The 23,592-nt window shown below is 57.6% G+C and carries 24 protein-coding genes and 1 riboswitch; of the genes, 9 read left to right on the top strand and 15 right to left on the bottom strand.

The genetic code is table 11. The features are described from left to right. Positions 1–8: 8 nt before the first annotated feature. A complete protein-coding gene (locus Q1B13_RS14250; RefSeq protein ID WP_299081079.1) occupies positions 9–1,565 on the top strand; it encodes a substrate-binding domain-containing protein in 1,557 nt (518 codons plus the stop codon). A 3-nt stretch (positions 1,566–1,568) separates the two neighbouring features. Here Q1B13_RS14250 and radC read toward each other — a convergent pair whose 3' ends face one another. From radC to dnaK, 13 genes are all read right to left on the bottom strand, one after another. Further along, positions 1,569–2,324 carry a DNA repair protein RadC gene (gene radC, locus Q1B13_RS14245; RefSeq protein WP_299081081.1) on the bottom strand — a complete coding sequence of 252 codons (756 nt, stop codon included), beginning with the start codon at positions 2,322–2,324 and terminating at the stop codon, positions 1,569–1,571. A 35-nt stretch (positions 2,325–2,359) separates the two neighbouring features. Further along, positions 2,360–3,094 (bottom strand): ABC transporter permease, encoded by a 735-nt coding sequence (locus Q1B13_RS14240; RefSeq protein WP_298935931.1) that lies wholly within the window; start codon positions 3,092–3,094, stop codon positions 2,360–2,362. After that, the gene (locus Q1B13_RS14235; protein WP_299081083.1) at positions 3,091–3,819 is read right to left on the bottom strand and encodes an ABC transporter ATP-binding protein; all 729 of its coding nucleotides are present in this window, start codon (positions 3,817–3,819) and stop codon (positions 3,091–3,093) included. Before Q1B13_RS14235 ends, Q1B13_RS14240 begins: the two co-directional genes overlap by 4 nt. Then, complete coding sequence (gene tenA, locus Q1B13_RS14230) at positions 3,816–4,490, bottom strand: thiaminase II (RefSeq protein WP_299081086.1); 675 nt, start codon at positions 4,488–4,490, stop codon at positions 3,816–3,818. The genes Q1B13_RS14235 and tenA overlap by 4 nt, the downstream gene beginning before the upstream one ends. After that, a complete protein-coding gene (locus tag Q1B13_RS14225) occupies positions 4,487–5,422 on the bottom strand; it encodes an ABC transporter substrate-binding protein (protein WP_299081089.1) in 936 nt (311 codons plus the stop codon). Before Q1B13_RS14225 ends, tenA begins: the two co-directional genes overlap by 4 nt. A gap of 19 nt (positions 5,423–5,441) precedes the next feature. Continuing rightward, complete coding sequence (locus Q1B13_RS14220; RefSeq protein ID WP_299081092.1) at positions 5,442–6,404, bottom strand: HesA/MoeB/ThiF family protein; 963 nt, start codon at positions 6,402–6,404, stop codon at positions 5,442–5,444. After that, complete coding sequence (locus Q1B13_RS14215; RefSeq protein WP_299081095.1) at positions 6,401–6,997, bottom strand: thiamine phosphate synthase; 597 nt, start codon at positions 6,995–6,997, stop codon at positions 6,401–6,403. Before Q1B13_RS14215 ends, Q1B13_RS14220 begins: the two co-directional genes overlap by 4 nt. Beyond that, positions 6,994–7,764 (bottom strand): thiazole synthase, encoded by a 771-nt coding sequence (locus Q1B13_RS14210; protein WP_299081098.1) that lies wholly within the window; start codon positions 7,762–7,764, stop codon positions 6,994–6,996. The genes Q1B13_RS14215 and Q1B13_RS14210 overlap by 4 nt, the downstream gene beginning before the upstream one ends. A gap of 2 nt (positions 7,765–7,766) precedes the next feature. Beyond that, positions 7,767–7,961, bottom strand: a complete 195-nt coding sequence (thiS, locus tag Q1B13_RS14205) for a sulfur carrier protein ThiS (RefSeq protein ID WP_299081100.1) — start codon at positions 7,959–7,961, stop codon at positions 7,767–7,769. Next, positions 7,945–8,922, bottom strand: a complete 978-nt coding sequence (locus tag Q1B13_RS14200) for an FAD-dependent oxidoreductase (RefSeq protein WP_299081101.1) — start codon at positions 8,920–8,922, stop codon at positions 7,945–7,947. Before Q1B13_RS14200 ends, thiS begins: the two co-directional genes overlap by 17 nt. Further along, the gene (gene thiD, locus Q1B13_RS14195) at positions 8,919–9,722 is read right to left on the bottom strand and encodes a bifunctional hydroxymethylpyrimidine kinase/phosphomethylpyrimidine kinase (RefSeq protein ID WP_299081104.1); all 804 of its coding nucleotides are present in this window, start codon (positions 9,720–9,722) and stop codon (positions 8,919–8,921) included. The genes Q1B13_RS14200 and thiD overlap by 4 nt, the downstream gene beginning before the upstream one ends. Before the next feature lie 45 nt (positions 9,723–9,767). Continuing rightward, a riboswitch (TPP riboswitch) is annotated at positions 9,768–9,874 on the bottom strand. A 236-nt stretch (positions 9,875–10,110) separates the two neighbouring features. Continuing rightward, positions 10,111–11,262, bottom strand: a complete 1,152-nt coding sequence (dnaJ, locus tag Q1B13_RS14190) for a molecular chaperone DnaJ (protein WP_298935920.1) — start codon at positions 11,260–11,262, stop codon at positions 10,111–10,113. A gap of 74 nt (positions 11,263–11,336) precedes the next feature. Next, positions 11,337–13,244 (bottom strand): molecular chaperone DnaK, encoded by a 1,908-nt coding sequence (gene dnaK, locus Q1B13_RS14185; RefSeq protein ID WP_298935919.1) that lies wholly within the window; start codon positions 13,242–13,244, stop codon positions 11,337–11,339. A gap of 212 nt (positions 13,245–13,456) precedes the next feature. Between dnaK and Q1B13_RS14180 the strand changes: the two genes are divergently transcribed. Then, positions 13,457–14,059, top strand: coding sequence for an alpha-ketoglutarate-dependent dioxygenase AlkB (locus Q1B13_RS14180; RefSeq protein ID WP_299081107.1), 603 nt, complete (start codon positions 13,457–13,459; stop codon positions 14,057–14,059). Here the strand turns inward: Q1B13_RS14180 and Q1B13_RS14175 are convergent. Continuing rightward, the gene (locus tag Q1B13_RS14175; protein WP_298935916.1) at positions 14,056–14,877 is read right to left on the bottom strand and encodes an ABC transporter permease; all 822 of its coding nucleotides are present in this window, start codon (positions 14,875–14,877) and stop codon (positions 14,056–14,058) included. The genes Q1B13_RS14180 and Q1B13_RS14175 overlap by 4 nt on opposite strands. Positions 14,878–14,999: 122 nt before the next feature. Here Q1B13_RS14175 and cysQ point away from each other — a divergent pair, with 122 nt between their 5' ends. From cysQ to Q1B13_RS14140, 7 genes are all read left to right on the top strand, one after another. Further along, positions 15,000–15,797 carry a 3'(2'),5'-bisphosphate nucleotidase CysQ gene (gene cysQ / locus Q1B13_RS14170; protein WP_299081109.1) on the top strand — a complete coding sequence of 266 codons (798 nt, stop codon included), beginning with the start codon at positions 15,000–15,002 and terminating at the stop codon, positions 15,795–15,797. After that, complete coding sequence (locus Q1B13_RS14165; RefSeq protein ID WP_298935914.1) at positions 15,797–16,597, top strand: manno-octulosonate cytidylyltransferase; 801 nt, start codon at positions 15,797–15,799, stop codon at positions 16,595–16,597. Before cysQ ends, Q1B13_RS14165 begins: the two co-directional genes overlap by 1 nt. A gap of 70 nt (positions 16,598–16,667) precedes the next feature. Further along, entirely contained in the window at positions 16,668–17,651 is a 984-nt protein-coding gene (gene galE / locus Q1B13_RS14160) for a UDP-glucose 4-epimerase GalE (RefSeq protein ID WP_299081112.1), read from the top strand. Between the two features lie 7 nt (positions 17,652–17,658). Continuing rightward, entirely contained in the window at positions 17,659–18,702 is a 1,044-nt protein-coding gene (locus tag Q1B13_RS14155; protein WP_299081114.1) for a glycosyltransferase family 2 protein, read from the top strand. Positions 18,703–18,888: 186 nt separating this feature from the next. Then, positions 18,889–19,875 (top strand): glycosyltransferase family 2 protein, encoded by a 987-nt coding sequence (locus tag Q1B13_RS14150; RefSeq protein WP_299081116.1) that lies wholly within the window; start codon positions 18,889–18,891, stop codon positions 19,873–19,875. After that, positions 19,872–21,572, top strand: coding sequence for a beta-1,6-N-acetylglucosaminyltransferase (locus tag Q1B13_RS14145; protein WP_299081118.1), 1,701 nt, complete (start codon positions 19,872–19,874; stop codon positions 21,570–21,572). The genes Q1B13_RS14150 and Q1B13_RS14145 overlap by 4 nt, the downstream gene beginning before the upstream one ends. A gap of 6 nt (positions 21,573–21,578) precedes the next feature. Continuing rightward, positions 21,579–23,015, top strand: coding sequence for a nodulation protein NodH (locus Q1B13_RS14140; protein ID WP_299081121.1), 1,437 nt, complete (start codon positions 21,579–21,581; stop codon positions 23,013–23,015). Between the two features lie 4 nt (positions 23,016–23,019). Here the strand turns inward: Q1B13_RS14140 and Q1B13_RS14135 are convergent, their stop codons facing one another. After that, positions 23,020–23,538: a L,D-transpeptidase family protein gene (locus tag Q1B13_RS14135; protein ID WP_298935907.1), complete on the bottom strand. Its 519-nt coding sequence runs from the start codon at positions 23,536–23,538 to the stop codon at positions 23,020–23,022. Between the last annotated feature and the right edge of the window lie 54 nt (positions 23,539–23,592).

The raw sequence follows: 23,592 nt of genomic DNA, 5'->3' as shown, positions 1-23,592 counted from the left end.
ACCATCTTATGACATTTCTCCGTGCAGCAGCGGCTGCACTGTTATCGATGACGCTGGCATCAGGCGTCATGGCGCAGGACATCACGCTCACCTCGCATGACGGCAAGGTCGAGGTGACCGGCAATCTGTTGGGGTTCGATGGGGAATTCTACCGGGTCGATACACAATTCGGCGAGTTGACCGTTGATGGGTCAGGCGTCACCTGCGACGGGCCGGCCTGCCCCAACCTGACCGATTTCGTGGCTGAGGTTCGGTTTTCGGGCTCATCCGTGATGGCTGAAACCGTCCTACCCGCGCTGATTATCGGCTTCGCCCAACAAGAGGGTTTGACAGCAACGCCTGCGCGCGTAGATCAAAGCACGTTTCAGTACGAGCTATACCAAAACGGACGGCAAGCTCCGCTGGCGCGCCTGTTCTTTCACCTGGGCAACACCGATCGGGGATTTGCCGATCTGATCGAAAACAATACCGACATCGTCATGGCCTTGCGTGAGATCCGAGAAACTGAACGCGAGGCGGCCCAATCTGCAGGACTTGGCGATCTGACACAGACCCGCCGGTCTCGGGTTGTGGCGCTGGACGCCATGGTGCCAGTGGTGGCGCAAGACAATGTGGTGCGTCAGATCTCGCCCGGCGATCTGGCCGGCGTTTTGTCTGGCGAGATTTCCAGTTGGTCAGATCTTGGCGGTCCGGACGCTCCAATTGCCCTGTACATGCCCGATGCGGGATCGGGACTGGCGCAGGCCGTTGAAGATCAACTTTTGATCCCAGCCGGGGTCGAGCTGTCGGCGTCTGCCATCCGGCATTCACGGGGCAGCGATCTGGTGCGTGCGGTCGCAGATGATCCCTTTGCCATCGGGATTGCCAGTCAAGCCTCAGCCGAAGCGGCCCGCGCGTTGCCGTTAACCGGGGGCTGTGGACATGCGCTGGCCGCAACGCGTCAGTCGATCAAGACCGAAGACTACCCGCTGACATCGCCCATGTTTTTGTACTTGCCCGAACGCCGTCTGCCGCGGGTGGCGCGTCAGTTCCTGTCTTATAGCCAAAGTCCGGACGCTCAGATGGCGATCCGACAAGCCGGTTTTGTCGACCAGACCCCTGAAACGATGCAGATCGGGCTTCAGGGTGACCGTCTGGCCAATGCAATCGTCACCGGCAGCGCCGAGGTCGGATTGGAGGAGTTGCAGCGCATGATCGCGACATTGCGTCCCTTGTCTCGACTGTCTTTGTCTTTCCGGTTCGAGACCGGATCGTCCCGACCCGACGCCCAATCACGATCCAACATCCTGCACCTGGCACAAGCGCTTGAGGCCGGCAGGTTTGATGCCCGCAAACTGGTCTTTGTCGGGTTCAGCGACGGTGACGGGGCCGCCGCAGCCAACGCCCGCATTGCACTACGTCGGGCCCAAACCGTGCGCAATGCCGTTTTGGCAGCGGTAGAAACCGCCATTCCGGACAGCGTTGAGGTTTCAGTTGATGGGTTCGGTGAGGCGATGCCGATGGCTTGTGACGACACCGATTGGGGCCGCAAAGTCAATCGCCGGGTCGAAGTTTGGGTGCAGTAGCGGCTAAAGGTAGCCTTCTGACCGAAAACTAAGTTCGGTTGATTTGCCGATGATCAGATGGTCATGCAGGGTCAACCCGAGTGCTGTACAGGCATCCTGAATGCGATTGGTCATATCTATATCCGATTGTGATGGGGTCGGATCGCCTGACGGGTGGTTGTGGACCACGATAAGCGCCGAGGCGTTCAGCTCTAAGGCGCGTTTGGCGACCTCACGCGGATAAACCGGAACATGGTCAACGGTGCCTTTGGCCTGTTCCTCATCCGCGATCAGCACATTCTTACGATCCAGATAGAACACGCGAAACTGCTCGGTCTCGCGATGGGCCATGGTGGTATGACAGTAGTCCACCAGCGCATCCCAGCCTGAGATTGCATGCCTCTGCATCACACGCGCGCGGGCCATGCGATGGGCGCAGGCTTCGAGGATCTTCAGATCGGTGATTACCGTGTCGCCTGCGCCTTTGATATCTCGCAGTCGTTCCTGAGGTGCAGTCAGCACACGATTGAAATCGCCGAACGTATCGATCAACGTGCGCGCCAATGGCTTCACATCTTGCCGGGGGATGGACCGGAACAGGACCAGCTCCAACAGCTCATAATCCGGCATCGCGGCCGACCCGCCGAACATGAACCTTTCGCGCAACCGCCGCCGATGATCTTTGATGTAGGAAGGTAACCGACCAGACGGCAGCGGCTGCGCGGGTGCTTCGTCCGTGTCAAACAGCATCGAGGCTTCAGCAAAGGCGTCCTGTGTCATGCCGCCACACTGGCGCAGAATCGGTTTCCGAATGGTTAACGCATCTCACCGGCCATGCGCGCCGTGGCGCGACGGACGATCATGTGCAGAAGGATCGAGAACACGCCCAAGGTCAGCATCGCTGCAAACATTAGATCGGTCTTGGCGCGGCCATTTGCCAATAGCATCAGATAACCCAACCCTTGCGACGAGCCGACCCATTCGCCGATCACTGCCCCGATCGGGGCATAAACCGCCGACAGCCGCATTCCCGAGGCCAGCGAGGGCAAGGCAGCGGGAACGCGGATATGCCATAAAACCGTGCGGCGATTGGCCTGCATGGTGCGCGCCAGATCAAGATAGCCCGACGGCGTGCGCATCAGCCCGTCGAAAAAAGATGAAGTTATCGGGAAATAGATAATCAGCACCGCCATCGCCACCTTGGACCACAGGCCATAACCCAACCAAAGCGTCAGCAACGGGGCCAATGCAAAGACGGGCAGCGCCTGCGTGAACACCAGCATCGGCTGCACCAGCACCCGCGCGGCACGGGAATTGGCCAGTTGCAGCGCAGTGATCACCCCCAGAACCGTGCCAAACGCCATGCCAATCACCACCTCAACGGCGGTGATCCAGGTATGCTCGGCGATCACCCAGCGGTTCTGCCACCACGTCTCGGCTACCAGTGCCGGGCCAGGCAAGATGAATTTCGGCAGGCCGGTCAGGGTGACAATGCCTTGCCAGATCCCCAACGCAAACAGGGTCGCAGCGAGGGCCGAGAGGTACTTCATGCCACCTCCTCACGCAGAAGCCGCAGCAGTGAACCTTGGGTTTCCAGCGTCTCAAGATCGTCAACCTTTCGCGGGGCCGGGGCGTGGGGCGGTTGGCAGGGCGTCAGACCTGACGGTGTCATGACAACAATCGATTGGCCCAGTCGCGCGGCCTCACCCGGATCATGGGTCACCAGTAGAACCGTACGGCCGTGTAGCGCCTCGGCAGCCAATTCCTGCATATCGGCCCGAGTGCGGGCGTCGAGGGCCGAAAACGGCTCATCCAGCAACACAATGGGCCGGTCTTCCATCAGCGTACGCGCCAGCGCGACACGTTGACGTTGACCGCCCGAAAGCTCGGAGGGTTTTTTGGTCATGTGGTTCTGTAACTGCATCCGTTCGATCAGACGGTCGCGACGGGCCATATCGGGCTTTTCGCCGCGCAACCGCGCGCCCAACGAGACATTCTGCGCCACAGTTGCCCATGGCAGCAGCAGATCATCCTGCGCCATATAGGCGACCCGCGCCGCGACGGGCTGGCCGTCGCTGGCAATAATCTGTCCGGTGAATTCCGCCCCAGTCTCAAGCCCGGCAATCAACCGAAGAACCGTCGTTTTGCCAACGCCCGACCCGCCCAGCAGACACGTCCATTGCCCCGCCGCAAGGGTCAGGGTCAGCGGCGCGAACAAAGCCGCGCCATCTATACTGGCATGTCCTCTAATCGTAAGGTCGGGCGCTGGGATCATGGGGTCAGGCCCATCTGCCAGAAATTGACCTCGAGCATCGTTGCCGTTTCAAAGGTCTTGCAGAGGTCGGACCATACGGGAAGCTGGTCATAGTTTTCACCCAACCGCCTGATCAACGCCGCATCCAGCAAGGCGCCGATATCATGGCAATAGCTTTGATACTGATCGCCCGCATAGGTGTCGATCCACGGGCGATAGGTCTCCGACGTCGCCTCCTGTGCCAATCGCGATCCGATCTCGGCATAGCCGATGACACAAGGTACCAGCGCCGCAAGCAGGGTCAGGTAGTCGCCGGAATACCCTGATTCCAGGACAAAGCGGGTATAGGCTAGGTTCTCTGGCCGCTCTGGTGTGGCAAACAGCTCTTCGCGCGAGATTCCCGCATCGGCGCAGACGCCCACATGCAACATCATCTCTTCGTGCATCAACCCGTTAACCGTGGCCGAGGCGACCTGCATTTCTTCATGGGTCTGCGCCTTGACCACCGCCAGCGCCCAAGCACGTGAGAAATGGGTGAGGAACACATAATCCTGCCGCAGATAATGTAGGAACGCCTCTCGCGGGAGGGTGCCGTCCTTGAGCCCTTCGACAAAGGTGTGGCGGGTGTAATCCCGCCACGGCCCCTGCGCCGCATCGCGCATCAGCGCGAAGGCTTTGCCATACTCGCTCATTTTGCGGTCACGTCGATGGCAATGTCGCTGACAGGGTTGATGCTGTCGATCATGCCGCTGTCTTTCAGGAACGCTTCGAACCTTGCATAGCGGCCGGCCTCAAGACCCGCCGGGCGCAAGGCAAAGCGAGGCAGCGTGTCGACCCACGCGCGGGCGTTCAGCTCGTCCTGCAATTCGGGCGAGGTGCCTGAGAAGATTTCCCAGCTTTTGTCCGGATTGTTGACGATGTACTGCGTTGCCTTTTCGGTCGCGGCCAGGAAGCGGGTGACCTTGTCGATATCCATGGTTTCGGGATTGGCGACATAGATCAGCTCATCATAGGCTGGCACGCCTTCTTCCTCGATATAGAAACAGGTGCCGGGAACGCCTTCGATATCCATCTGGTTCAATTCGAAATTGCGGTAGGCACCGATCACCGCGTCCACCTGACCGGTCATCAGCGACGGCGACAGCGAGAAGTTCACGTTAATCAGCTCAACCTCGTCCAGTTTGACGCCATACTTGCCCAGAACTGTGCTGAGGACCGCCTCTTCCACGCCTGCAACTGAAAATCCGATTTTCTTACCCTTAAGATCGGCGGGCGATTTGATCGGGCCGTCTTCCAGAACCAGCAGACAGTTCAGCGGGGTGGCAACCAGTGTGCCGACACGTTTGAGCGGCAGGCCCTCGTGGATTTGCAGGTGCAGCTGCGGCTGATAGGACACGGCCAGATCGGCCTGACCAGCGGCCACCAGACGTGGTGGCGCCGAGGGGTCGGCGGGTGGAACGATCTCGACCTCAAGGCCCTGTTCGGCGAAATAGCCGTTCTCCTGCGCCACAATGATCGGGCCATGATCGGGGTTGATGAACCAGTCCAGAAGAACGGTCATTTTATCTTCGGCCCAGGCCGGCGCAGCGGCAAGCAGGGCAATTGCAGCGATCAGCTTCTTCATATCTCGCATTTCCTTCTGTTCACGAGGTCGAGGCCGCGACGAGGACAATCTCGCCCGGCCAATTCGGTTGAATTCGTTCGGCCGCACGCCATCCGCGCAGGCCGGTGGCACAGCACAAAGCCAGTCTTTGGTCTTTGTTAGACTCTATTTTTAGGTTCTCAGGGTTCATACGCTGCGCATCCGGATGGATCGGATCCGGCGCTTCCTGCGCATCGCGTAGCTCAACAATCAGATCGCTCGGTCCAAGTTGAGACGCGCTGATGAATGAAAAATAGGTATCCGGCTCTGGCGCACCATCGAACCGGAACCCGGTACTGCGGCAAGTACGGGCGTCAAACTGCACCATCTGCCCGAGGGGTGAAGGATCGAGTCCCAAGATCAGGTTCAAAGCCATCTGCGCCTGAATCGCGCCCATCACTCCAACGACGGGGCCTAGCACGCCGGCGGTCGCGCAGCTTGCGCCGCTGTCGGGGGCATCGGGGAACACCGCACGCAAGGACGGGGCACCGCCGCAGAATCCACCGACATATCCGGTCAAGCCAAGCACCGACGCGCTGATTAGCGGCTTGCTCATCTCCAGGCAGGTATCTGACAGAGTGTAACTGGCCGCATAGCTGTCCGCACAATCCAAAACCAGATCGACGCCGGCTATGAACTCCGCGACATTAACCCTTGTTAGAGCCTCATTCTTGGCACTAACTTCAATACCAGCGTTAAGCGTGCGGCATCGCTCTGCTGCTGCCTCAACTTTTGGACGACCACAATCCTGTTCAGTGAACAATGTTTGACGGTGCAGGTTTGAAAGTGAGATTATGTCTTCATCCAAGATGGTCAGATGCCCAACCCCGGCCCCTGCCAACAAAGGCAAAACAGGTGCCGCCAGCCCGCCCGCGCCCACAACCAGCACACGCGCAGCCGACAGGCGGGCCTGACCCTTTGCGCCAACTTCCGGCAGGATTGTCTGACGGGCATAACGGCTCATCGCGTAACCTCAATCCAATCGCGTACACGCGCCTCGGGGTCTGCATTTAGTGTGATATCGGTCACGGCCGAGATAATGTCAGCGCCAGCCGCCAACACGCCGGGCGCGCGCTCCACGCTCATACCGCCAATGCCGACCAAAGGAATGTCGCCCACGCGCTGTTTCCATTCCGTCACCCGGGGCAGTCCTTGCTGGTGCCATTTCATCTTTTTCAGGATTGTCGGATAGACCGGGCCCAGCGCCACATAATCCGGGGCCATGGCCAGAACCCGCTCAAGTTCGGTATTGTCATGAGTGGAAACGCCCAGTTTTAGACCCGCATTTTTGATTGCTTTTAGATCGGCGTCATCCAGATCCTCTTGCCCCAGATGAATCCAGTCGCATCCCGCGTCGATGGCGACTTGCCAATAGTCATTCACGACCAACGTGGCGCCATACTCACGGCACAGCTGCTGCGAGATCACGATCTGCTTACGAACCTCGGCAACGGGCTGATCCTTTACGCGCAATTGCACCAGCTTGACGCCCAATGGCAGCATCCGGCGCAACCAATCCGAGTGGTCAAAAATCGGGTAAAATCGATCCAAACTCATGACAAAAAGGCCTTTCCAACAACGGGGGTTGAGGCTTCGGCCATGTCGCGCGGCTCGATCGGGTCGGCCTGACGGGCCAGCTGTCCTGCCTGCACGGCCAATGCCATGGCCTGCGCCATTTCAATCGGATCGCCCGCTCGGGCCACAGCAGTGTTCAGCAACACCGCATCATATCCCAGCTCCATCGCATGGGCGGCGTGGCTGGGCAGGCCGATACCCGCATCTATGACCAACGGCACGTCGGGAAACTCGGCCCGCATCGCGCGCAGGGCGTATTTGTTGTTCAAACCGCGACCAGACCCAATAGGCGCCCCCCAGGGCATCAAAACTTCGCACCCGGCCTCAAGCAGCCGTTCTCCGACGATCAGATCCTCGGTGGTATAGGGAAACACCTGAAACCCGTCCTCGGTCAAAATACGGGCGGCTTCAACCAACTGAAACACATCCGGTTGCAGACTGTCCGTATGGCCGATCAATTCCAGCTTGATCCATGTCGTATCAAACACTTCGCGTGCCATCTGGGCGGTGGTCACGGCCTCTTTGATAGTGTGACACCCGGCCGTGTTGGGCAGGATCTGCACGCCCAGATCGCGGATCATAGTCCAGAAGGTCTGCCCGGTGCCGCCTGCCCCTTCCCGGCGCAAAGATACGGTTGCCACGCCTGCACCACTTGCGCGAAACGCTTGCTCTAGGATGGTCGGGCTGGGATATTGGGCGGTGCCCAGCATCAGCGGGTTGGGCAGCGTGGTGCCATAGAAAGTCTTCATGGTCAGCCCCCCTGCATCGGCGACAGGACTTCGATCCGGTCGCCATCTTTCAGTTCGCGGCCGATGCGAAGGCTTGAGGGGACGAATTCTTCGTTCACGGCGGTGGCGACACGGTCCGAGAATCCGCATTCCACCAGCAGATCAAACAGGGTTTCGGCACGCACATCGCGCGTTTCGCCGTTAAGCACGATCTTCATCGACCATCTCCGAATGTTTGTTCTCAAGCGCCAGATCGGCCACGCCTTGCGCCAGGGCGGGCGCTAACAAGTAGCCGTGGCGATACAGCCCGTTGGCATAGATTGTCCGCCCAAGGCGCCGGATGCGAGGTAGGTTGTCAGGAAAGGCGGGGCGCAGATCGACGCCGATTTCCAGCACCTCAGCTTCGCCAAAAGCGGGATTGACCGAATAGGCGGCGCTGAGCAATTCCAGCATCGAGCGCGCCGTGATGCGGCTGCTGTCCTCAGATTCGATCATCGTTGCGCCCAACATATAGATCCCGTCGCCGCGGGGGACGATGTAAAGTGGCATGCGCGGGTGCAGAAGGCGCACGGGGCGGGTCAGTGTCACGTCGGGGCAGCGTACGACCAACATTTCACCCTTTACGCCGCGCAGATCATGGAGCACCTCACGCGCGTGCAAGCCCCGGCAATCGATTGCGTTTTCCAGCTGTGCAGGGGCCAGTTTCTGGCGAAACTCAACGCCTTTTTCCTTCAGCTGACGACTGAGATCCTGCAGCGCTTGCCGCGGGTCGAGATGCGCCTCGTGTTCGAAAAACAATCCTTTTCCGAATGACCCCATATCAGGCTCTAATTCAGTGATTATACCCCGATCAATGTTGACAAACCCTGTGGTGCGACGGGCAAAGCGGCGCAGATCCGGCAGGTCGCGCGTATTCGCCACGACAATCGTTCCGCGCCTTTGAACTGGTGTTCTGTCCGCCCACCAATCGATGGCCGATTGCCCCAGACGCAAAACCGGTTCTTCGGCACTCTCAAATTCACACCATGGGGCCAGCATCCCCCCGGCCCACCAGGAACATCCATGCGGACCCGGTGGACCGCCCGGATCGAACACCTGCACCCGAGCGCCGCGCGCGACCAGCTCGCTGGCGACGGCCAGACCGGCGACGCCGGACCCTATGACAGACCAAAGCGTCACGTGGGCCAAATCCGATGGAAATGATGCACCGGGCCGTGGCCCGAGCCGACATTCAATGTGTCCGCCTGCGAGATTGCCCCTTGCAGATATTCATGCGCCTGCGCAACCGCTTCCGTCAGCGCCAATCCTTTGGCCAAACCCGCTGCGATCGAGGATGACAATGTGCATCCGGTACCATGGGTGTTGTTCGTGTCCTGACGAGGCGCCTGGAACTCGGCCGCGACGCCGGCGGCATTGATCAACAGGTCGTGGCAGACATCGCCTTTGCCATGGCCGCCTTTCATCAATGCTGAACTTGCGCCCAGAGCACATAAGGCCCGCCCCTGCTCGATCATCTCGGCTGTTGAGCCAGCAACCGGCATGCCCAGCAGGCAAGCGGCCTCTGGCAGGTTCGGTGTCAGGACAGTGGCGCGAGACATCAGAACATCGCGCAAGGTCTGGATTGCTTCACCAGCCAGCAGGGCGTCACCGGATTTTGCAACCATAACCGGATCCAAGACGACCGGACCTGTAAAGCCGGAAATGCCTTGTGCGACGGTAAGAATGATCTCAGGGTTCGCCAGCATACCGATCTTGATCGCCTTGACGTCAAGATCACCAAGAACAGCGTCGATTTGGGCAGAAATGACGTCCAGTGGAATGCCATGTACAGCAGTGACTGCCTGCGTATTTTGGGCGGTGACGGCGGTAACGACGCTGGCGCCATAGACGCCCAGCGCGGACATGGCTTTCAGATCAGCCTGAATTCCGGCACCACCGCCGCTGTCGGATCCTGCAATGGTCAAGGCAATAGGTGCCACGTCGTTGCTCCATCTGTTTCGGGGGCAACGGGTTTGGAAAACGTCTATCGACTTGAGACCGTTCCCTCCGCCGGAATTGCCCGGATCAGGTTCGATGGGTTAGCGATTTCGCGCCTCTCAGCCCATTGATCTGGGCACCCCAACGGTTGGGGCTGACAATCTCAGGGGTGACGCAGGGAATCAAGGGGCAATTTGCCCGTTGTTTGGCCAGTTTGGTCTTTAGTCTATAGCCAAAACAGCCCCTGGCAGGTCAGGGAATGCGAGGCTCTGCCTCGCGCTCCGGGATATTTTCAGCCAAATGAAGCAGGAAAGATATGCTGCCGTTGAACGCATGTTCGGGGAAAGCCGTGTGTATGCTGCGGGGGCAGACCCCCCGCTCAGAAACGCATTAGCCTTTCATGCCATCCCAAAAAGACTTCACAGACGAGAAGAAGCTGTTGGATTCCGGATGGTTGTCTTCGCCCAGATCATCAAACTCGCGCAGCAGTTCTTTTTGGCGGCTGGTCAGGTTGACCGGGGTTTCGACGGCAAGCTCGATCAACATGTCGCCGACACCGCCGCCACGCAGGGCGGGCATGCCCTTGCTCCGCAGGCGCATCTGGCGACCTGACTGACTGCCCGCCGGGATTTGAACACGGCCACGGCCGCCATCGATGGTGGGCACTTCGATAGATCCGCCCAGGGCAGCCTTGGCCATGCTGACCGGCACGCGGCAGTACAGGTTCACACTGTCACGCTCGAACAATTTGTGCTCGGACACTTCGACGAAGATGTAGAGATCGCCCGGAGGGCCACCGCGCATTCCGGCCTCACCCTCACCCGCAAGTCGGATACGAGTTCCGGTTTCGACGCCCGCGGGGATGTTGACCGAGAGGGCGCGTTCTTTTTCGACGCGGCCCGCGCCCTGACAGGATTTACAAGGGTTTTTGATAATCTGACCCAATCCCGAACAGGTTGGGCAGGTCCGTTCTACGGTGAAAAAGCCTTGCTGGGCACGAACCTTCCCCATGCCTGAACAGGTTGGGCAGGTTGTCGGCTCTACGCCGCCTTCGGCACCCGAGCCCTCGCAGGCCGAACAGGCCACGGCAGCAGGCACATTGATGGTCTTTTGCAGGCCGGTATAGGCCTCTTCCAACGTGACGCGCAGGTTATAGCGCAGGTCAGACCCGCGCGCGGCACGGCGTCCGCCACCACCGCCACGTTGACCGCCCATGAAATCGCCAAACAGGTCGTCGAACACGTCTGAGAAAGCGCTGGAGAAATCGCCCTGCCCGCCAAAGCCGCCTCCGGGACGGCCCCCGCCGCCCATGCCGTTTTCAAAAGCCGCGTGGCCAAAGCGGTCATAAGCCGCCTTGCGCTCGGCGTCTTTCAGAATGTCATAGGCCTCGTTCGCTTCTTTGAACTGCGCTTCAGCATCCGGGTTGTCTTTGTTGCGGTCGGGATGCAGCTCTTTGGCTTTCGTACGAAAGCCTTTCTTGATCTCGTCCGCCGATGCGCCCTTGGACACGCCGAGCACATCATAGTAGTCGCGTTTTGACATCAGTGTTTCCTTATGTCTCAACGTAATCGGGCCGGCCCGGTAACCGGACCGGCCCGAAATGGCACGGTTGCCCGTTAGTTACGCTTGTCGTCGTCCAGATCTTCGAATTCGGCGTCGACAATGTCGTCCGCGCCCGGGGCTTCATCCGCAGCTGCAGGTTCTTCATCGCCCTCTTCGGCTTGTGCCTTATAGATGGCTTCACCCAGCTTCATGGCAGCTTCGGTAACGTTCTGAATGCCCGACTTGATCTTGTCGGCATTCTCGGTTTCCAGCTCGTCCTTCAGCGCGGCAATCGCCAGCTCGATGGCTTCGATGGTGGTTGGGTCGACTTTATCGGCATGCTCTTCCATCGACTTTTCTGTCGAATGGATGAGGCTTTCTGCCTGGTTCTTCGCCTCGATCAGCTCGCGGCGTTCTTTGTCCGCCTCGGCATTGTCTTCGGCGTCCTTGACCATCTTGTCGATATCTTCGTCCGACAAACCACCCGATGCCTGGATGGTGATCTTCTGCTCTTTGCCGGTGCCTTTGTCTTTGGCCGAAACCGAGACGATACCGTTGGCGTCGATGTCAAACGTCACCTCGATCTGGGGCATACCACGCGGGGCTGGCGGGATGTCTTCAAGGTTGAACTGACCGAGGATCTTGTTGTCCGCAGCCATTTCGCGTTCGCCCTGGAAACAGCGGATGGTCACGGCGTTCTGGTTGTCCTCGGCGGTCGAGAAGACCTGAGACTTCTTGGTCGGGATCGTGGTGTTGCGGTCGATCAGGCGGGTGAACACGCCACCCAGCGTCTCAATCCCCAGCGACAGCGGGGTCACGTCCAGCAGAACCACGTCTTTGACGTCGCCTTGCAGAACACCGGCCTGAATGGCGGCGCCCATGGCAACAACTTCGTCTGGGTTCACGCCCTTGTGGGGCTCTTTGCCGAAGAATTTGGTGACCTCTTCGATGACTTTCGGCATCCGGGTCATACCACCGACCAAAACAACCTCATCAATGTCGCCCGCCGACAGGCCCGCGTCCTTCAACGCGGCCTGGCAAGGCTTCATCGATTTCTTGATCAGATCGCTAACCAGAGATTCCAGCTTGGCACGGGTCAGTTTCATGACCATGTGCAGCGGCTGCCCGTTGGCACCCATCGAGATGAACGGCTGGTTGATTTCGGTCTGCGAGGTCGAGGACAGTTCGATCTTGGCTTTTTCAGCAGCTTCTTTCAGACGCTGCAGGGCCATCTTGTCGGCAGACAGGTCGACACCGTGTTCTTTTTTGAACTCGTCCGCCAGGTAGTTGACGATGCGCATGTCAAAGTCTTCACCACCCAGGAAGGTGTCGCCGTTGGTCGATTTGACTTCGAACAGACCGTCATCGATTTCCAGAATGGTCACGTCGAAGGTACCACCACCAAGGTCATAGACCGCGATGGTTTGGGTTTCTTCCTTGTCCAGGCCATAGGCCAGGGCGGCAGCTGTCGGTTCGTTGATGATCCGCAAGACTTCCAGACCGGCGATCTTGCCTGCGTCTTTGGTCGCCTGACGCTGGGCGTCATTGAAATAGGCCGGAACGGTGATGACGGCTTGTGTGACTTCCTCACCCAGATAGCTCTCAGCGGTTTCCTTCATCTTACCCAGAGTGAAGGCCGAGATTTGGCTTGGGGAGTACTTTTCACCGCGGGCTTCGACCCACGCGTCGCCGTTGCCACCATTGACGATGGCATATGGCACCATTTTCTTGTCTTTTTCGACTTCTGCATCATCCACACGACGACCGATCAGGCGCTTGACGCCAAAGATGGTGTTGTCGGGGTTGGTGACCGCCTGACGCTTGGCAGGCTGACCGACCAGTCGCTCATCTTCGGTGAAGGCGACGATCGAGGGCGTGGTCCGCGCCCCTTCTGCGTTTTCGATGACCTTCGGCTGCGAGCCGTCCATGATGGCCACACACGAGTTGGTGGTGCCGAGGTCAATCCCTATTACTTTTCCCATTTGCGATCCCTTTCTCTTCAAGGCGATGTCCCGAGGGCTGGACCCTTTATGGCATCCCGTCCCCGATCTGTTGTGCGCGACAGCACTACACCATCGCGCGTCCCGGCGTATATAAGGGCGGGAACAGGGGCCTGCAAGCGTTCAGAAATGCAGGTTTTCGCAAATCTGCGGCCTTTTTCCGCAAGGTTTCGGTAAGGAATGGGAAATCTGGGATGGCACGGCTGCTTTTGCGCGGTTTTGATATCAGAAAAGGCTATCTGGATACGGCGGCACAAGGTCAGCTGATCGACGACCTGCGACCGATTCTGAAAGCCGCACCCTTGTTCCGAGCGATGACCCCGTCAGGCAAGGAAATGTCCGTGCGCATGACCTCGGCGGGCGCGGTTGGTTGGGTCACGGACAGATCCGGGTATCGATATCAAACGCAACACCCCAAAGGTGGCGCGTGGCCGGGAATTCCCGAGTCGGTTCTGAATATCTGGCACGAACTGGCCAGCGCTGAACGTGACCCGGACTGCTGCCTGATCAACTACTATAGTGAAGATGCCCGAATGGGGCTGCATCAGGACAAGGATGAGGCAGATTTTTCCTGGCCGGTATTGTCGATTTCTCTGGGCGACGATGCGCTGTTCCGCATCGGCAACACCACGCGTGGAGGCAAGACCGAATCGATCTGGCTGAATTCAGGGGACGTCGTGATCATGGGCGGGGTCGCGAGGTTGGCATATCACGGCGTGGATCGAATCCGGCACGGATCATCAAAGCTGTTGCCCAAGGGTGGCAGGATCAACCTGACGCTCAGGGTGGCGCATTAGCGGCGGGCGTTCCAGCTTTGCGAGACGTGCTTGCGGGTGAAGAACTCGCCCAGCAGGCCAATCATCAGCAGCGCGATCCCAACCCAAAGGGCGTATTCCCAGCTGGTGTTGCGTGGAAAGTAGTTTCGAAACACAAACCCGCGGCACTGATCGATGATGTGGAACAGCGGGTTCCAGGCAAACATCATCAGAATTCCGCCGCCAAGCGCATTGGCAACGAACATCTTTCCGGAGAACACCATGTTCAGACGGCGGTAAACATTGCTGGCCATAGACGAGAAGGTTGGAAGCCACGGCTTGAGCGCCATGAACACCAGACCAACTGCACATCCTGTGAACCACGACAGGATCAACATTGCAAACGCGCCGCCGGGATCCTGAATCTCGAGCGGTTTGACGGTGACACTGTAGACAAACAGGATCACCAGGATAGACATCATCTGCTTGTAAAGCGTTCCAAACGCAGCCGCCAGAATCATGACCATCACGTTCATTGGGGAGTGCAGCATCATCGGGTTATTGACCCCTTTAACCCCGGAGATGGAACCGACTGATTGGACATGCATCATGAACAGGAAAACACCCGACAGGATGTAAAGAATGAACTCCCCCCGGATCTTGGCAACCCGCGTGCCCATGAATGACATGATCAAATAGAAGATCAGCGCCATCACCACCACCTGCATGATGTTGATCAGGATCGCCATGACCGCGTTCGCATGCTGGGAACGTACACTGCGCACCACCGCATGGAACACCAGTTCCATCGTTGTGAATGCGCCGCCCAGCAGCGTTTGGTTCCGCTTGAAATAAAACACGCGACGCGTCTTCCCTGCTTTGTTGTCCCTAATCTGGCATGAATATCTTGCCGTTCGGTAACCGGCGCATCATAAGTCCGTCATGAGTTTGGATCAACAAACCACAGGAACGGAGCATTTTTGTGACCTATGACGCCCTCATTCCCGTCATCCGACGTTTGGCCCTGGAAGCGGGCGACAAGATCATGGAAATCTACCAGTCGGATGATTTTGACGTCAAAGTCAAATCCGATTCCAGCCCAGTGACCGAGGCAGACGAAGCTGCTGATGCCCTGATTTCCGCCGGGTTGCGCGACGCGTTTCCCGAAATTTTGTTGGTGACCGAAGAACAGGCCGCCTCGCATTCTGAAAAGGGCGATACGTTCCTGATCGTGGATCCTCTGGACGGTACCAAAGAGTTCATCAACCGACGTGGCGATTTCACGGTGAACATCGCTTTGGTTGAAAACGGCGTGCCAACCCGAGGCGTTGTTTACGCCCCTGCCCGCGATCGCATGTTCTATACTCAGGCCGATGGCCAATCTGTCGAGGAAACCGGAGCCTTGGAAAAGGATCAACCGGGTACGGTTGCGCCGATATCCGTGTCGGATCCTGACAATTCGGCGCTTTTGGTTGTGGCTTCTAAATCTCACCGCGATCAAGCGACCGATGACTACATCAACAAATATCAGGTTCAGGACAGCAAGAGCGCGGGCTCTTCGCTCAAGTTCTGTCTGATCGCGACTGGTGAGGCAGACATCTATCCCCGCGTTGGGCGTACAATGGAATGGGACACAGCCGCTGGTCATGCTGTGCTGGCTGGTGCGGGCGGCAAGGTGGTGCGTTTTGATGATCATTCTGCCCTTACTTATGGCAAAGACGGGTATGCAAACCCGTTTTTCATCGCGTACGCCCCAGGTGTAGACCTGAAGGAGGCCTGATGTCCGTACTGCTTGCCATTCCCGCCCGCTATGCCTCATCCCGCTATCCCGGCAAACCTCTGGTGCCTTTGACAGGTGCAAACGGCACTGCGATGACGCTGATCGAACGGTCGTGGCGCGCGGCGAAATCCGTGTCCGGCGTCGATCGTGTGGTCGTTGCCACAGATGATGATCGCATCCGCGAGGTTTCCGAAGCGTTCGGGGCCGAGGTTGTGATGACATCCGAGGCCTGTGGCAATGGCACCGAACGATGTGCCGAAGCCCATAGCGTGTTGGGCGCCAAGTATGACATCGTGGTCAACCTGCAAGGCGACGCTCCGCTGACGCCGCATTGGTTTGTCGAAGACCTTATCTCGGGTCTGCGCGCCGCGCCGGATGCGGGTGTGGCAACACCTGTGTTGCGTTGCGACGGAGACGCGCTGAGAGGTCTTTTAAACGACCGCAAACATGACCGTGTTGGTGGCACGACGGCCGTTTTTGCCAGTGATCATAGCGCAATGTACTTCTCGAAAGAAGTTGTGCCGTTCACGGCGCAAACCTATGCGGGCACCGATCCAACCCCTGTCTTTCATCATGTCGGCGTCTACGCGTACCGCCCGGACGCACTGGAGTCTTATCCGGATTGGCCGGTGGGGCCACTGGAGCAGCTGGAAGGGCTGGAACAATTGCGGTTCATGGAGAACGGCCGCAAGGTTCTGTGCGTCGAGGTTGAGGCCAAGGGCCGTCAGTTCTGGGAGCTCAACAACCCCCAAGATGTGCCTAAAATTGAGGCTATGATGGCAGATATGGGTCTGGATTGACCGCTTTTCCCCCTGACGTTCGCTATTGCGATGGCATAGCAACCTTCAACTCTGACTCTATGGGCGACATATGAAGACTGTTCTCGTAACCGGTGGCGCTGGCTACATCGGATCACATGCCTGCAAGGCGTTGTCGCAGGCAGGCTATACCCCGGTGACCTATGACAATCTCGTCACCGGCTGGCAGGATGCGGTGAAATTCGGCCCGTTCGAACAGGGCGACCTGATGGACCGGGCGCAACTGGACGAGGTTTTTGCCAAACATCAGCCGGTGGCGGTGATGCATTTTGCAGCCCTTAGCCAGGTGGGCGAGGCTATGGCAGAGCCCGCAAAGTACTGGTCAAATAACGTCACCGGTTCCCTGACACTGATCGAGGCCGCGGTTGCTGCGGGATGTCTGGACTTTGTATTCTCGTCCACCTGCGCCACCTATGGCGAGCATGACAATGTGGTTTTGGATGAGACCACATCGCAGCACCCGCTGAACGCCTACGGGGCCTCTAAACGGGCGATCGAAGATATCCTGCGCGATTTCGAGGCCGCCCATGGTCTGCGCCATGTGATCTTCCGCTATTTCAACGTCGCAGGCGCGGACCCTGATGGCGAGGTCGGCGAATTCCATCGACCCGAAACTCATCTTGTTCCATTGATGCTGGATGCAATTGACGGCAAACGGGATGGGTTGACCGTTTTCGGCACCGACTACGAAACGCCGGACGGCACCTGCATTCGCGATTATGTGCATGTCTGTGATCTGGTGGATGCCCATGTTCTTGGGCTGGATTGGCTGGAACAAGGCAAGGACAGCCGGGTGTTCAATCTGGGCACCGGTTCCGGGTTTTCGGTTTTCGAGGTCATCGAACAATCCAAGTCCGTGACCAATCGCCCGGTCCCTTATACCGTCGGTGCCCGGCGGGCAGGTGATTGCACCAAGCTGGTTTCAGGCTCGGTGCGCGCCGAGACCGAACTGGGCTGGAATCCCAAACGCTCTACCTTAGAGATTATGATCTCAGATGCTTGGCGCTGGCACCAGAACGGCCACTACGAGAAATGAGGATCCTGTGACCAGCAACGCGGCACAGATGCTCCCCCAAATCGGATGGGGGCAGAAGTACCGCCTGCGCTGGAAACGTCGTCGTCTTCTCTGGAGATCGTGGCGCAGCCAAAAGCAGCTGTCCTGCCTGATGGATCGAACCAACACAATCGAGCGTGGAGACATTCTGGTTTTTACGACGCTGCGCAACGAAATCACCCGCTTGCCCTGGTTTTTTCGCCACTATCGCCGGTTAGGAGTCGACCATTTTCTGATCGTGGACAATGGCAGCGACGATCAATCAACCGAGTATCTTCTGGATCAGACGGATGTCTCACTGTGGCGGACGCATGCCAGCTATCGTGCGTCCCGGTATGGGCTGGACTGGCTGACCGGGCTGCAGATGCGGTATGGTAGCCGACACTGGAACCTGATGGTCGATGCCGATGAGCTGTTGATCTACGCAAATCACGACCACCGCTCGCTGCACGATCTGACCGCCTGGCTGGACCAGCAGGGGCGCGCGGCGTTTGGCGCGTTGATGCTGGATCTGTACCCCAAAGGTCCACTGGGGTCCCAAGCCTATGATCCCGAAACCGACCCGGCCAAAGCTCTGAAGTGGTTCGATGCCGGGCCGTATCGCACACAGCGGCAAAGTCCGGCGGGCAATCTTTGGGTGCAAGGCGGTGTGCGCGAACGCATGTTCTTTACGCAGGTGCGACAGTGCTCTCCGACCTTGAATAAAATTCCGTTGGTGCGGTGGTCGTGCCGCTATGCTTTCGTGAACTCCTGTCATTCGGTTTTGCCCCGAAACCTGAATGCTGCCTATGACGGGCCCAGAGGAGAAACACCGTCTGGCGTTTTGCTACATACAAAGTTTCTGCCGGAAATTGTCGAAAAGTCTAAAATCGAGAAACAGCGACGACAGCACTTTCACGATCCGGACCAGTTCGGGCCATACTATGATGAGATAATTAACTCCCCGGACATGTGGACCCCAAACTCCACTGAATACGCAGGCTGGGCACAGTTGCAGCAAATGGGCCTGATGAACGCCGGAGGTTGGGAATGATCACAGAAAACAAGGGCATAAAAACCATGCCCGTCACTAACGGCTTTTAAATTCATTGCTTTGCAAGATGCAAAAATGGCATAAACCGGCAAGACCCTGGTGCCAAACACGTCTTGGCAGACACGGGGAACGCTCGCGTTATACAAAAGGTTGGGCAGTCGCGTGAGCCTATGGGGATCATATCGAATGAGATTGCGGCGCAAGCGCCGTATTTTGCGATGTGTCAAAAAACGACGCGAGTTGAAGCCGGCCAGCACCAACACCGCAGCGATCCGTTCGGACGATATTCTGCTGATGAGTGTCATCCGCAACGAAAAGATCCGCCTGCCCTATCTTCTGGATTACTATCGCAAACTGGGCATCAATCACTTTCTGTTTGTCGACAATGACAGTGATGACGGCAGCTTTGAGTTTCTGCAAGCGCAGCCGGATGTCTCGGTCTGGCGCACAAAGACCAGCTACAAGAAAGCGTCTTATGGTTTGGACTGGTCAAACTATCTGCTTCGGAAATATGCGCATGGGCACTGGGTTCTGACCGTCGATCCGGATGAGTTCTTTATCTATCCGTTTTGCGATACACGACCGATCCGCGCCCTGACCGACTGGCTGGACGGCTGCGCCGTGCGCAGCTTTGGCACCATGTTGATCGACATGTATCCGCAGGGGCCAGTGGACGCGGAACCTTACACCGAAGGACAAAACCCATTTGATATCGCGCGCTGGTTTGATGCAGGAAACTACACGATCACAAAGAATCCAGTTTACAAAAATCTTTGGATTCAGGGTGGGCCGAGGGCACGTGTGTTTTTTCAAGAGACTCCGGCCAAAGCGCCTGCATTGAACAAAATCCCACTGGTCAAATGGGATAGGCGCTATGTCTATGTAAGCTCAACTCATTCGCTTTTACCGCGCGGCCTGAACCAGGTCTACGATGAGTGGGGCGGAGAGAAAACCAGCGGCGCCCTGCTGCATGCTAAATTGATCAACACATTGGGCGACAAGGCGCATGAGGAGCTGCAGCGCGGAGAACACTACCGTGGGTCCGGCGAATACAAAGCCTATGCGCAGCAGCTTGAGGGTAAGCCCGTTTTCTGGTGCACCTGTTCAGAGAAGTTCATCAACTGGCGGCAGCTTGAGATTCTGGGTCTCATGTCAAAAGGAAACTGGGCATGAGCAGTCTTGGCATCGTCATGCTGGTACATACAGCATTGGATCGCGCAGAACAGGTGGCGCGACACTGGACTGCAGCCGGGTGCCCCGTCGTGATCCATGTCGATCGCAAAGTGGCGGATGTTGCTTATTCCAAATTTGTCTCGTCTTGCGGAGACAATCCGCTGATTGTATTCTCGGACCGCCATATCTGCGACTGGGGTGGCTGGGGCATCGTCGCCGCCTCGCAATGCGCGTCCGAGCTGCTGCTGGAGTCCTATCCTGATGTCCGTCACGTGTTCTTGTCCTCGGGTGCCTGCCTGCCCTTGCGCCCGGTTCAGGAACTGATCGATTATCTTGCCGACCGGCCCCGCATCGACTTTATCGAAAGCGCAACAACCGCTGACGTCAGCTGGACCATCGGTGGCTTGGATCACGAACGTTTCACGCTGCGCTTCCCGTTTTCATGGCGCAAGCATCGCAAGCTGTTTGACACATATGTCAAATTGCAACGCGCGTTGGGCATCCGCCGACGGATACCCGAAGGATTGATGCCGCATATGGGCAGCCAGTGGTGGTGCCTGACCCGTCAAACACTGTCGGCGGTCCTGCAGGATCCGAAGCGCAAAATCTATGACGCATATTTTCGCCACGTCTGGATCCCGGATGAAAGCTACTTTCAAACTCTGGCGCGTCTGTATTCAACCCATATCGAGAGCCGATCGCTGACTCTGTCCAAATTCGACTATCAAGGCCGGCCGCATATTTTCTATGATGATCATCTGCAGCTGTTGCGCCGGTCGGATTGCTTTGTCGCTCGGAAAATCTGGTGGCGCGCGGATCGGTTGTATCAGTCCTTTCTGACTGATCAGGCCGGAGCAATGAAACCAGCCGAGCCCAATCCCGGTAAGATCGACCGGGTGTTCGCCAAGGCCGTTGAACGACGAACGCATGGCCGCGATGGTTTGTACATGCAAAGCCGCTTTCCCAGACATGGCAGCGAAAACGGCCTGACCTCATCCCCGTATTGTGTATTTCAGGGCTTTTCCGAAGTGTTCGAGGGGTTCGAAGCCTGGTTGTCAGACACTACTGGCGCCAAGGTCCACGGACATTTGTTCGGCCCCGATCGGGCCGAGTTTGCGCAAGGTGAAACCATCATCAACGGTGCGCTCACGGATAGCGCGACGCTACGCGATTACAACCCAACAGCGTTTCTGTCGAACCTGATCTGGAACACGCGCGGTGAACGCCAGTGTTTTCAATTCGGACCAGCCGACACTCAAGACATCAACTGGTTGCTGGCGCGGGACAAAAACGCCCAGATTTCGGTGATCACCGGGGCCTGGGCAATTGACCTGTTCCGATCAAACATGAATTTCGCAGATATCAGAACCGAAGCCGCCCGTCTGCAGCAGATCGAATCCAAACAACTCGAGATTCTGACCTCGGTCTGGACCAAAGCCCGGATGCGCAGTTGGACCCTGGCAGAGTTCATCGAATCCCCGATGGAGCCATTGCAAAGCATTATCGATGAAATCGGAACACAGCAGGCAAGCCACCTGACCGAAGCTCCGACGATGGTCGACCTGTCCGGGTTCGGTCAGTTCCTTCAGAACCTGAAGAACCAGGGAATGCACCCGTACCTGATGGGTGATTTCCCCGCCGATGATGTGTTCGGAACCCAGACCAAACCCTACCGCAAACCCTATCTGGTGCAGTGATCGCCGATGTCAGCCAAGTTCGACTACTTCATCGTTCTGGCCGCAATGCGCACTGGCTCGAACCTGTTGGAAGCCAATCTGAATGCGATTGACGGCATTAGCTGCCATGGTGAGGCGTTCAACCCACATTTCATCGGCCGACTAAAATCCGAAAACCTGCTGGGTGTTTCGCTGGCTGAACGCGACACTGACCCAACACAACTGATCAACGCCATTCGGTCAGCCCCGGGATGCCTGAACGGCTTCCGCTATTTCCAAGACCACGATCCGCGGGTTCTTGAGCCTGCGCTAAACGATCCTAAATGCGCCAAGATCATACTGACCCGCAATCCGCTGGACAGCTATCTTTCGCTGAAAATTGCGCGCGCGACCAAGCAGTGGCAACTGAAGAACATCAAACGCCGTCTGGACGCGCAGGTTGAATTTGATCCCGAAGGATTTGCAGGCTATCTCGATAACCTGCAGCGCCATCAGGAGTTTCTGCTAAACCACCTGCAGAAATCCGGCCAGACCGCGTTTTACATCGGTTACGACGATCTGAACCAGCTGAATGTCCTGAATGGGTTGGCTGGGTGGTTGGGTGTTGAAGGGCGTCTGGATCAATTGGACGATACGCTAAAGCCGCAAAACCCGGCCGCGCCTTTGTCAAAAGTGACCAATCCAGCCGACATGGAACAGTCGCTGGCTGGAGTGGATTGGTTCAACCTGCACCGCACCCCGAATTTTGAACCCCGACGCGGTCCGGCAGCGACACTTTATGTGGCTGCGACCAAAACCCCGCTTATGTATCTGCCCATCCGCAGCGGTGTTGAGCCGGTGATCAGGGATTGGCTGGCGAAACTGGACGAAACCCACCCTGACGATCTGATCACTGATCGCAATCGCAAGCAAACCCGCGCATGGATGCAATCCCAAACGGGGCACCGCAAATTCACTGTTCTACGTCACCCGTTGGCTCGAGCGCACACCGCCTTTTGTACCCGTATTCTGAACAAGGGACCGGGCAGCTATCAGGTGATCCGACACACGCTGCGCAATCGGTTCAAATTGCCGATCCCGGGACAAGTGCGGGACAACAACTATTCCATCGACCAGCACTATGAGGCATTTGCTGCCTTTCTGACCTTTCTGCGCCACAACCTGGATGGCCAGACGCCGATCCGCGTGGACGGAGCCTGGTGCAGCCAGTCTTTGGTGATCGAGGGGATGTCGGGGTTCGCCATGCCAGATCTGATCCTGCGAGAAGAGGAGTTGGGAACGGCCCTGCCCGCGCTCGCCCGTTCAATGGGTCATGCAAACCCACCCGAACCAGAGGTCTGCCCGGAAGACATGCCTTATACGCTGGAGCAGATTTACGACGAACAACTCGAGGCGCTCTCAGCCGAAGCATACCATCGCGACTATTTGCAATTTGGAGTCGGCCCATGGCGGCCGCAGTCGTAAAATCCTATGCGCGCAGGGTGATCAGCGTGCCGCGATTGACCATCGCATAGATCTCTTCAATTTCGTCGTTCTTCACCGCGATGCAGCCCGCTGTCCAATCCGGCGTCTTTTTCGCGCGCTTGAACTCAGACCGCAGATTGGGTTGTCCGTGGATGAAAATATCGCCACCCGGATCAACACCTGCAGCTTTCGCTAATGCGATGTCCTGCGAGTCCGGATAAGAGATTCCCAGCGACAGGTGATATCGGCTTCGGGGATTTCGGCGATCGATCAGATACGTGCCCTCCGGGGTACGACCATCACCGCGTTTTATCTTCGTGCCGTTCGGAGCAAATCCCAAATCAACATCATATTCCCGAAGGACCTGCTCATGATGAAGAAGATAGAGTTTGCGTGATCCCTTGTTCACAACAAGCGAGGTAACCTCGGGCCCATTGTAAGTCAAAATTCTCGGGCCGGCTGAGGCACAAGCCGAAAGGCTCAGCGTTGCCATAGCACCCAATCCAAATACTCGACGATCCATATTTTTCACTGCCTGCTTCTTTTTTTCGGCTATTATGCCAAAAAAAATAAAAAC

Origin of the sequence: uncultured Ruegeria sp. (assembly GCF_947489545.1) — a bacterium.
Lineage (GTDB): Bacteria > Pseudomonadota > Alphaproteobacteria > Rhodobacterales > Rhodobacteraceae > Ruegeria.
Note: the sequence above shows the minus strand (reverse complement) of the source record. Positions and strands in the feature narration are given on the sequence as shown.

Coding starts and splice junctions, on each gene's coding strand:
- Q1B13_RS14250 (WP_299081079.1), top strand. CDS start 9: ATGACATTTCTCCGTGCAGCAGCGGCTGCACTGTTATCGATGACGCTG.
- radC (WP_299081081.1), bottom strand. CDS start 2,324: ATGACACAGGACGCCTTTGCTGAAGCCTCGATGCTGTTTGACACGGAC.
- Q1B13_RS14240 (WP_298935931.1), bottom strand. CDS start 3,094: ATGAAGTACCTCTCGGCCCTCGCTGCGACCCTGTTTGCGTTGGGGATC.
- Q1B13_RS14235 (WP_299081083.1), bottom strand. CDS start 3,819: ATGATCCCAGCGCCCGACCTTACGATTAGAGGACATGCCAGTATAGAT.
- tenA (WP_299081086.1), bottom strand. CDS start 4,490: ATGAGCGAGTATGGCAAAGCCTTCGCGCTGATGCGCGATGCGGCGCAG.
- Q1B13_RS14225 (WP_299081089.1), bottom strand. CDS start 5,422: ATGAAGAAGCTGATCGCTGCAATTGCCCTGCTTGCCGCTGCGCCGGCC.
- Q1B13_RS14220 (WP_299081092.1), bottom strand. CDS start 6,404: ATGAGCCGTTATGCCCGTCAGACAATCCTGCCGGAAGTTGGCGCAAAG.
- Q1B13_RS14215 (WP_299081095.1), bottom strand. CDS start 6,997: ATGAGTTTGGATCGATTTTACCCGATTTTTGACCACTCGGATTGGTTG.
- Q1B13_RS14210 (WP_299081098.1), bottom strand. CDS start 7,764: ATGAAGACTTTCTATGGCACCACGCTGCCCAACCCGCTGATGCTGGGC.
- thiS (WP_299081100.1), bottom strand. CDS start 7,961: ATGAAGATCGTGCTTAACGGCGAAACGCGCGATGTGCGTGCCGAAACC.
- dnaJ (WP_298935920.1), bottom strand. CDS start 11,262: ATGTCAAAACGCGACTACTATGATGTGCTCGGCGTGTCCAAGGGCGCA.
- dnaK (WP_298935919.1), bottom strand. CDS start 13,244: ATGGGAAAAGTAATAGGGATTGACCTCGGCACCACCAACTCGTGTGTG.
- Q1B13_RS14180 (WP_299081107.1), top strand. CDS start 13,457: ATGGCACGGCTGCTTTTGCGCGGTTTTGATATCAGAAAAGGCTATCTG.
- Q1B13_RS14165 (WP_298935914.1), top strand. CDS start 15,797: ATGTCCGTACTGCTTGCCATTCCCGCCCGCTATGCCTCATCCCGCTAT.
- galE (WP_299081112.1), top strand. CDS start 16,668: ATGAAGACTGTTCTCGTAACCGGTGGCGCTGGCTACATCGGATCACAT.
- Q1B13_RS14150 (WP_299081116.1), top strand. CDS start 18,889: ATGAGATTGCGGCGCAAGCGCCGTATTTTGCGATGTGTCAAAAAACGA.
- Q1B13_RS14145 (WP_299081118.1), top strand. CDS start 19,872: ATGAGCAGTCTTGGCATCGTCATGCTGGTACATACAGCATTGGATCGC.
- Q1B13_RS14140 (WP_299081121.1), top strand. CDS start 21,579: ATGTCAGCCAAGTTCGACTACTTCATCGTTCTGGCCGCAATGCGCACT.
- Q1B13_RS14135 (WP_298935907.1), bottom strand. CDS start 23,538: ATGGATCGTCGAGTATTTGGATTGGGTGCTATGGCAACGCTGAGCCTT.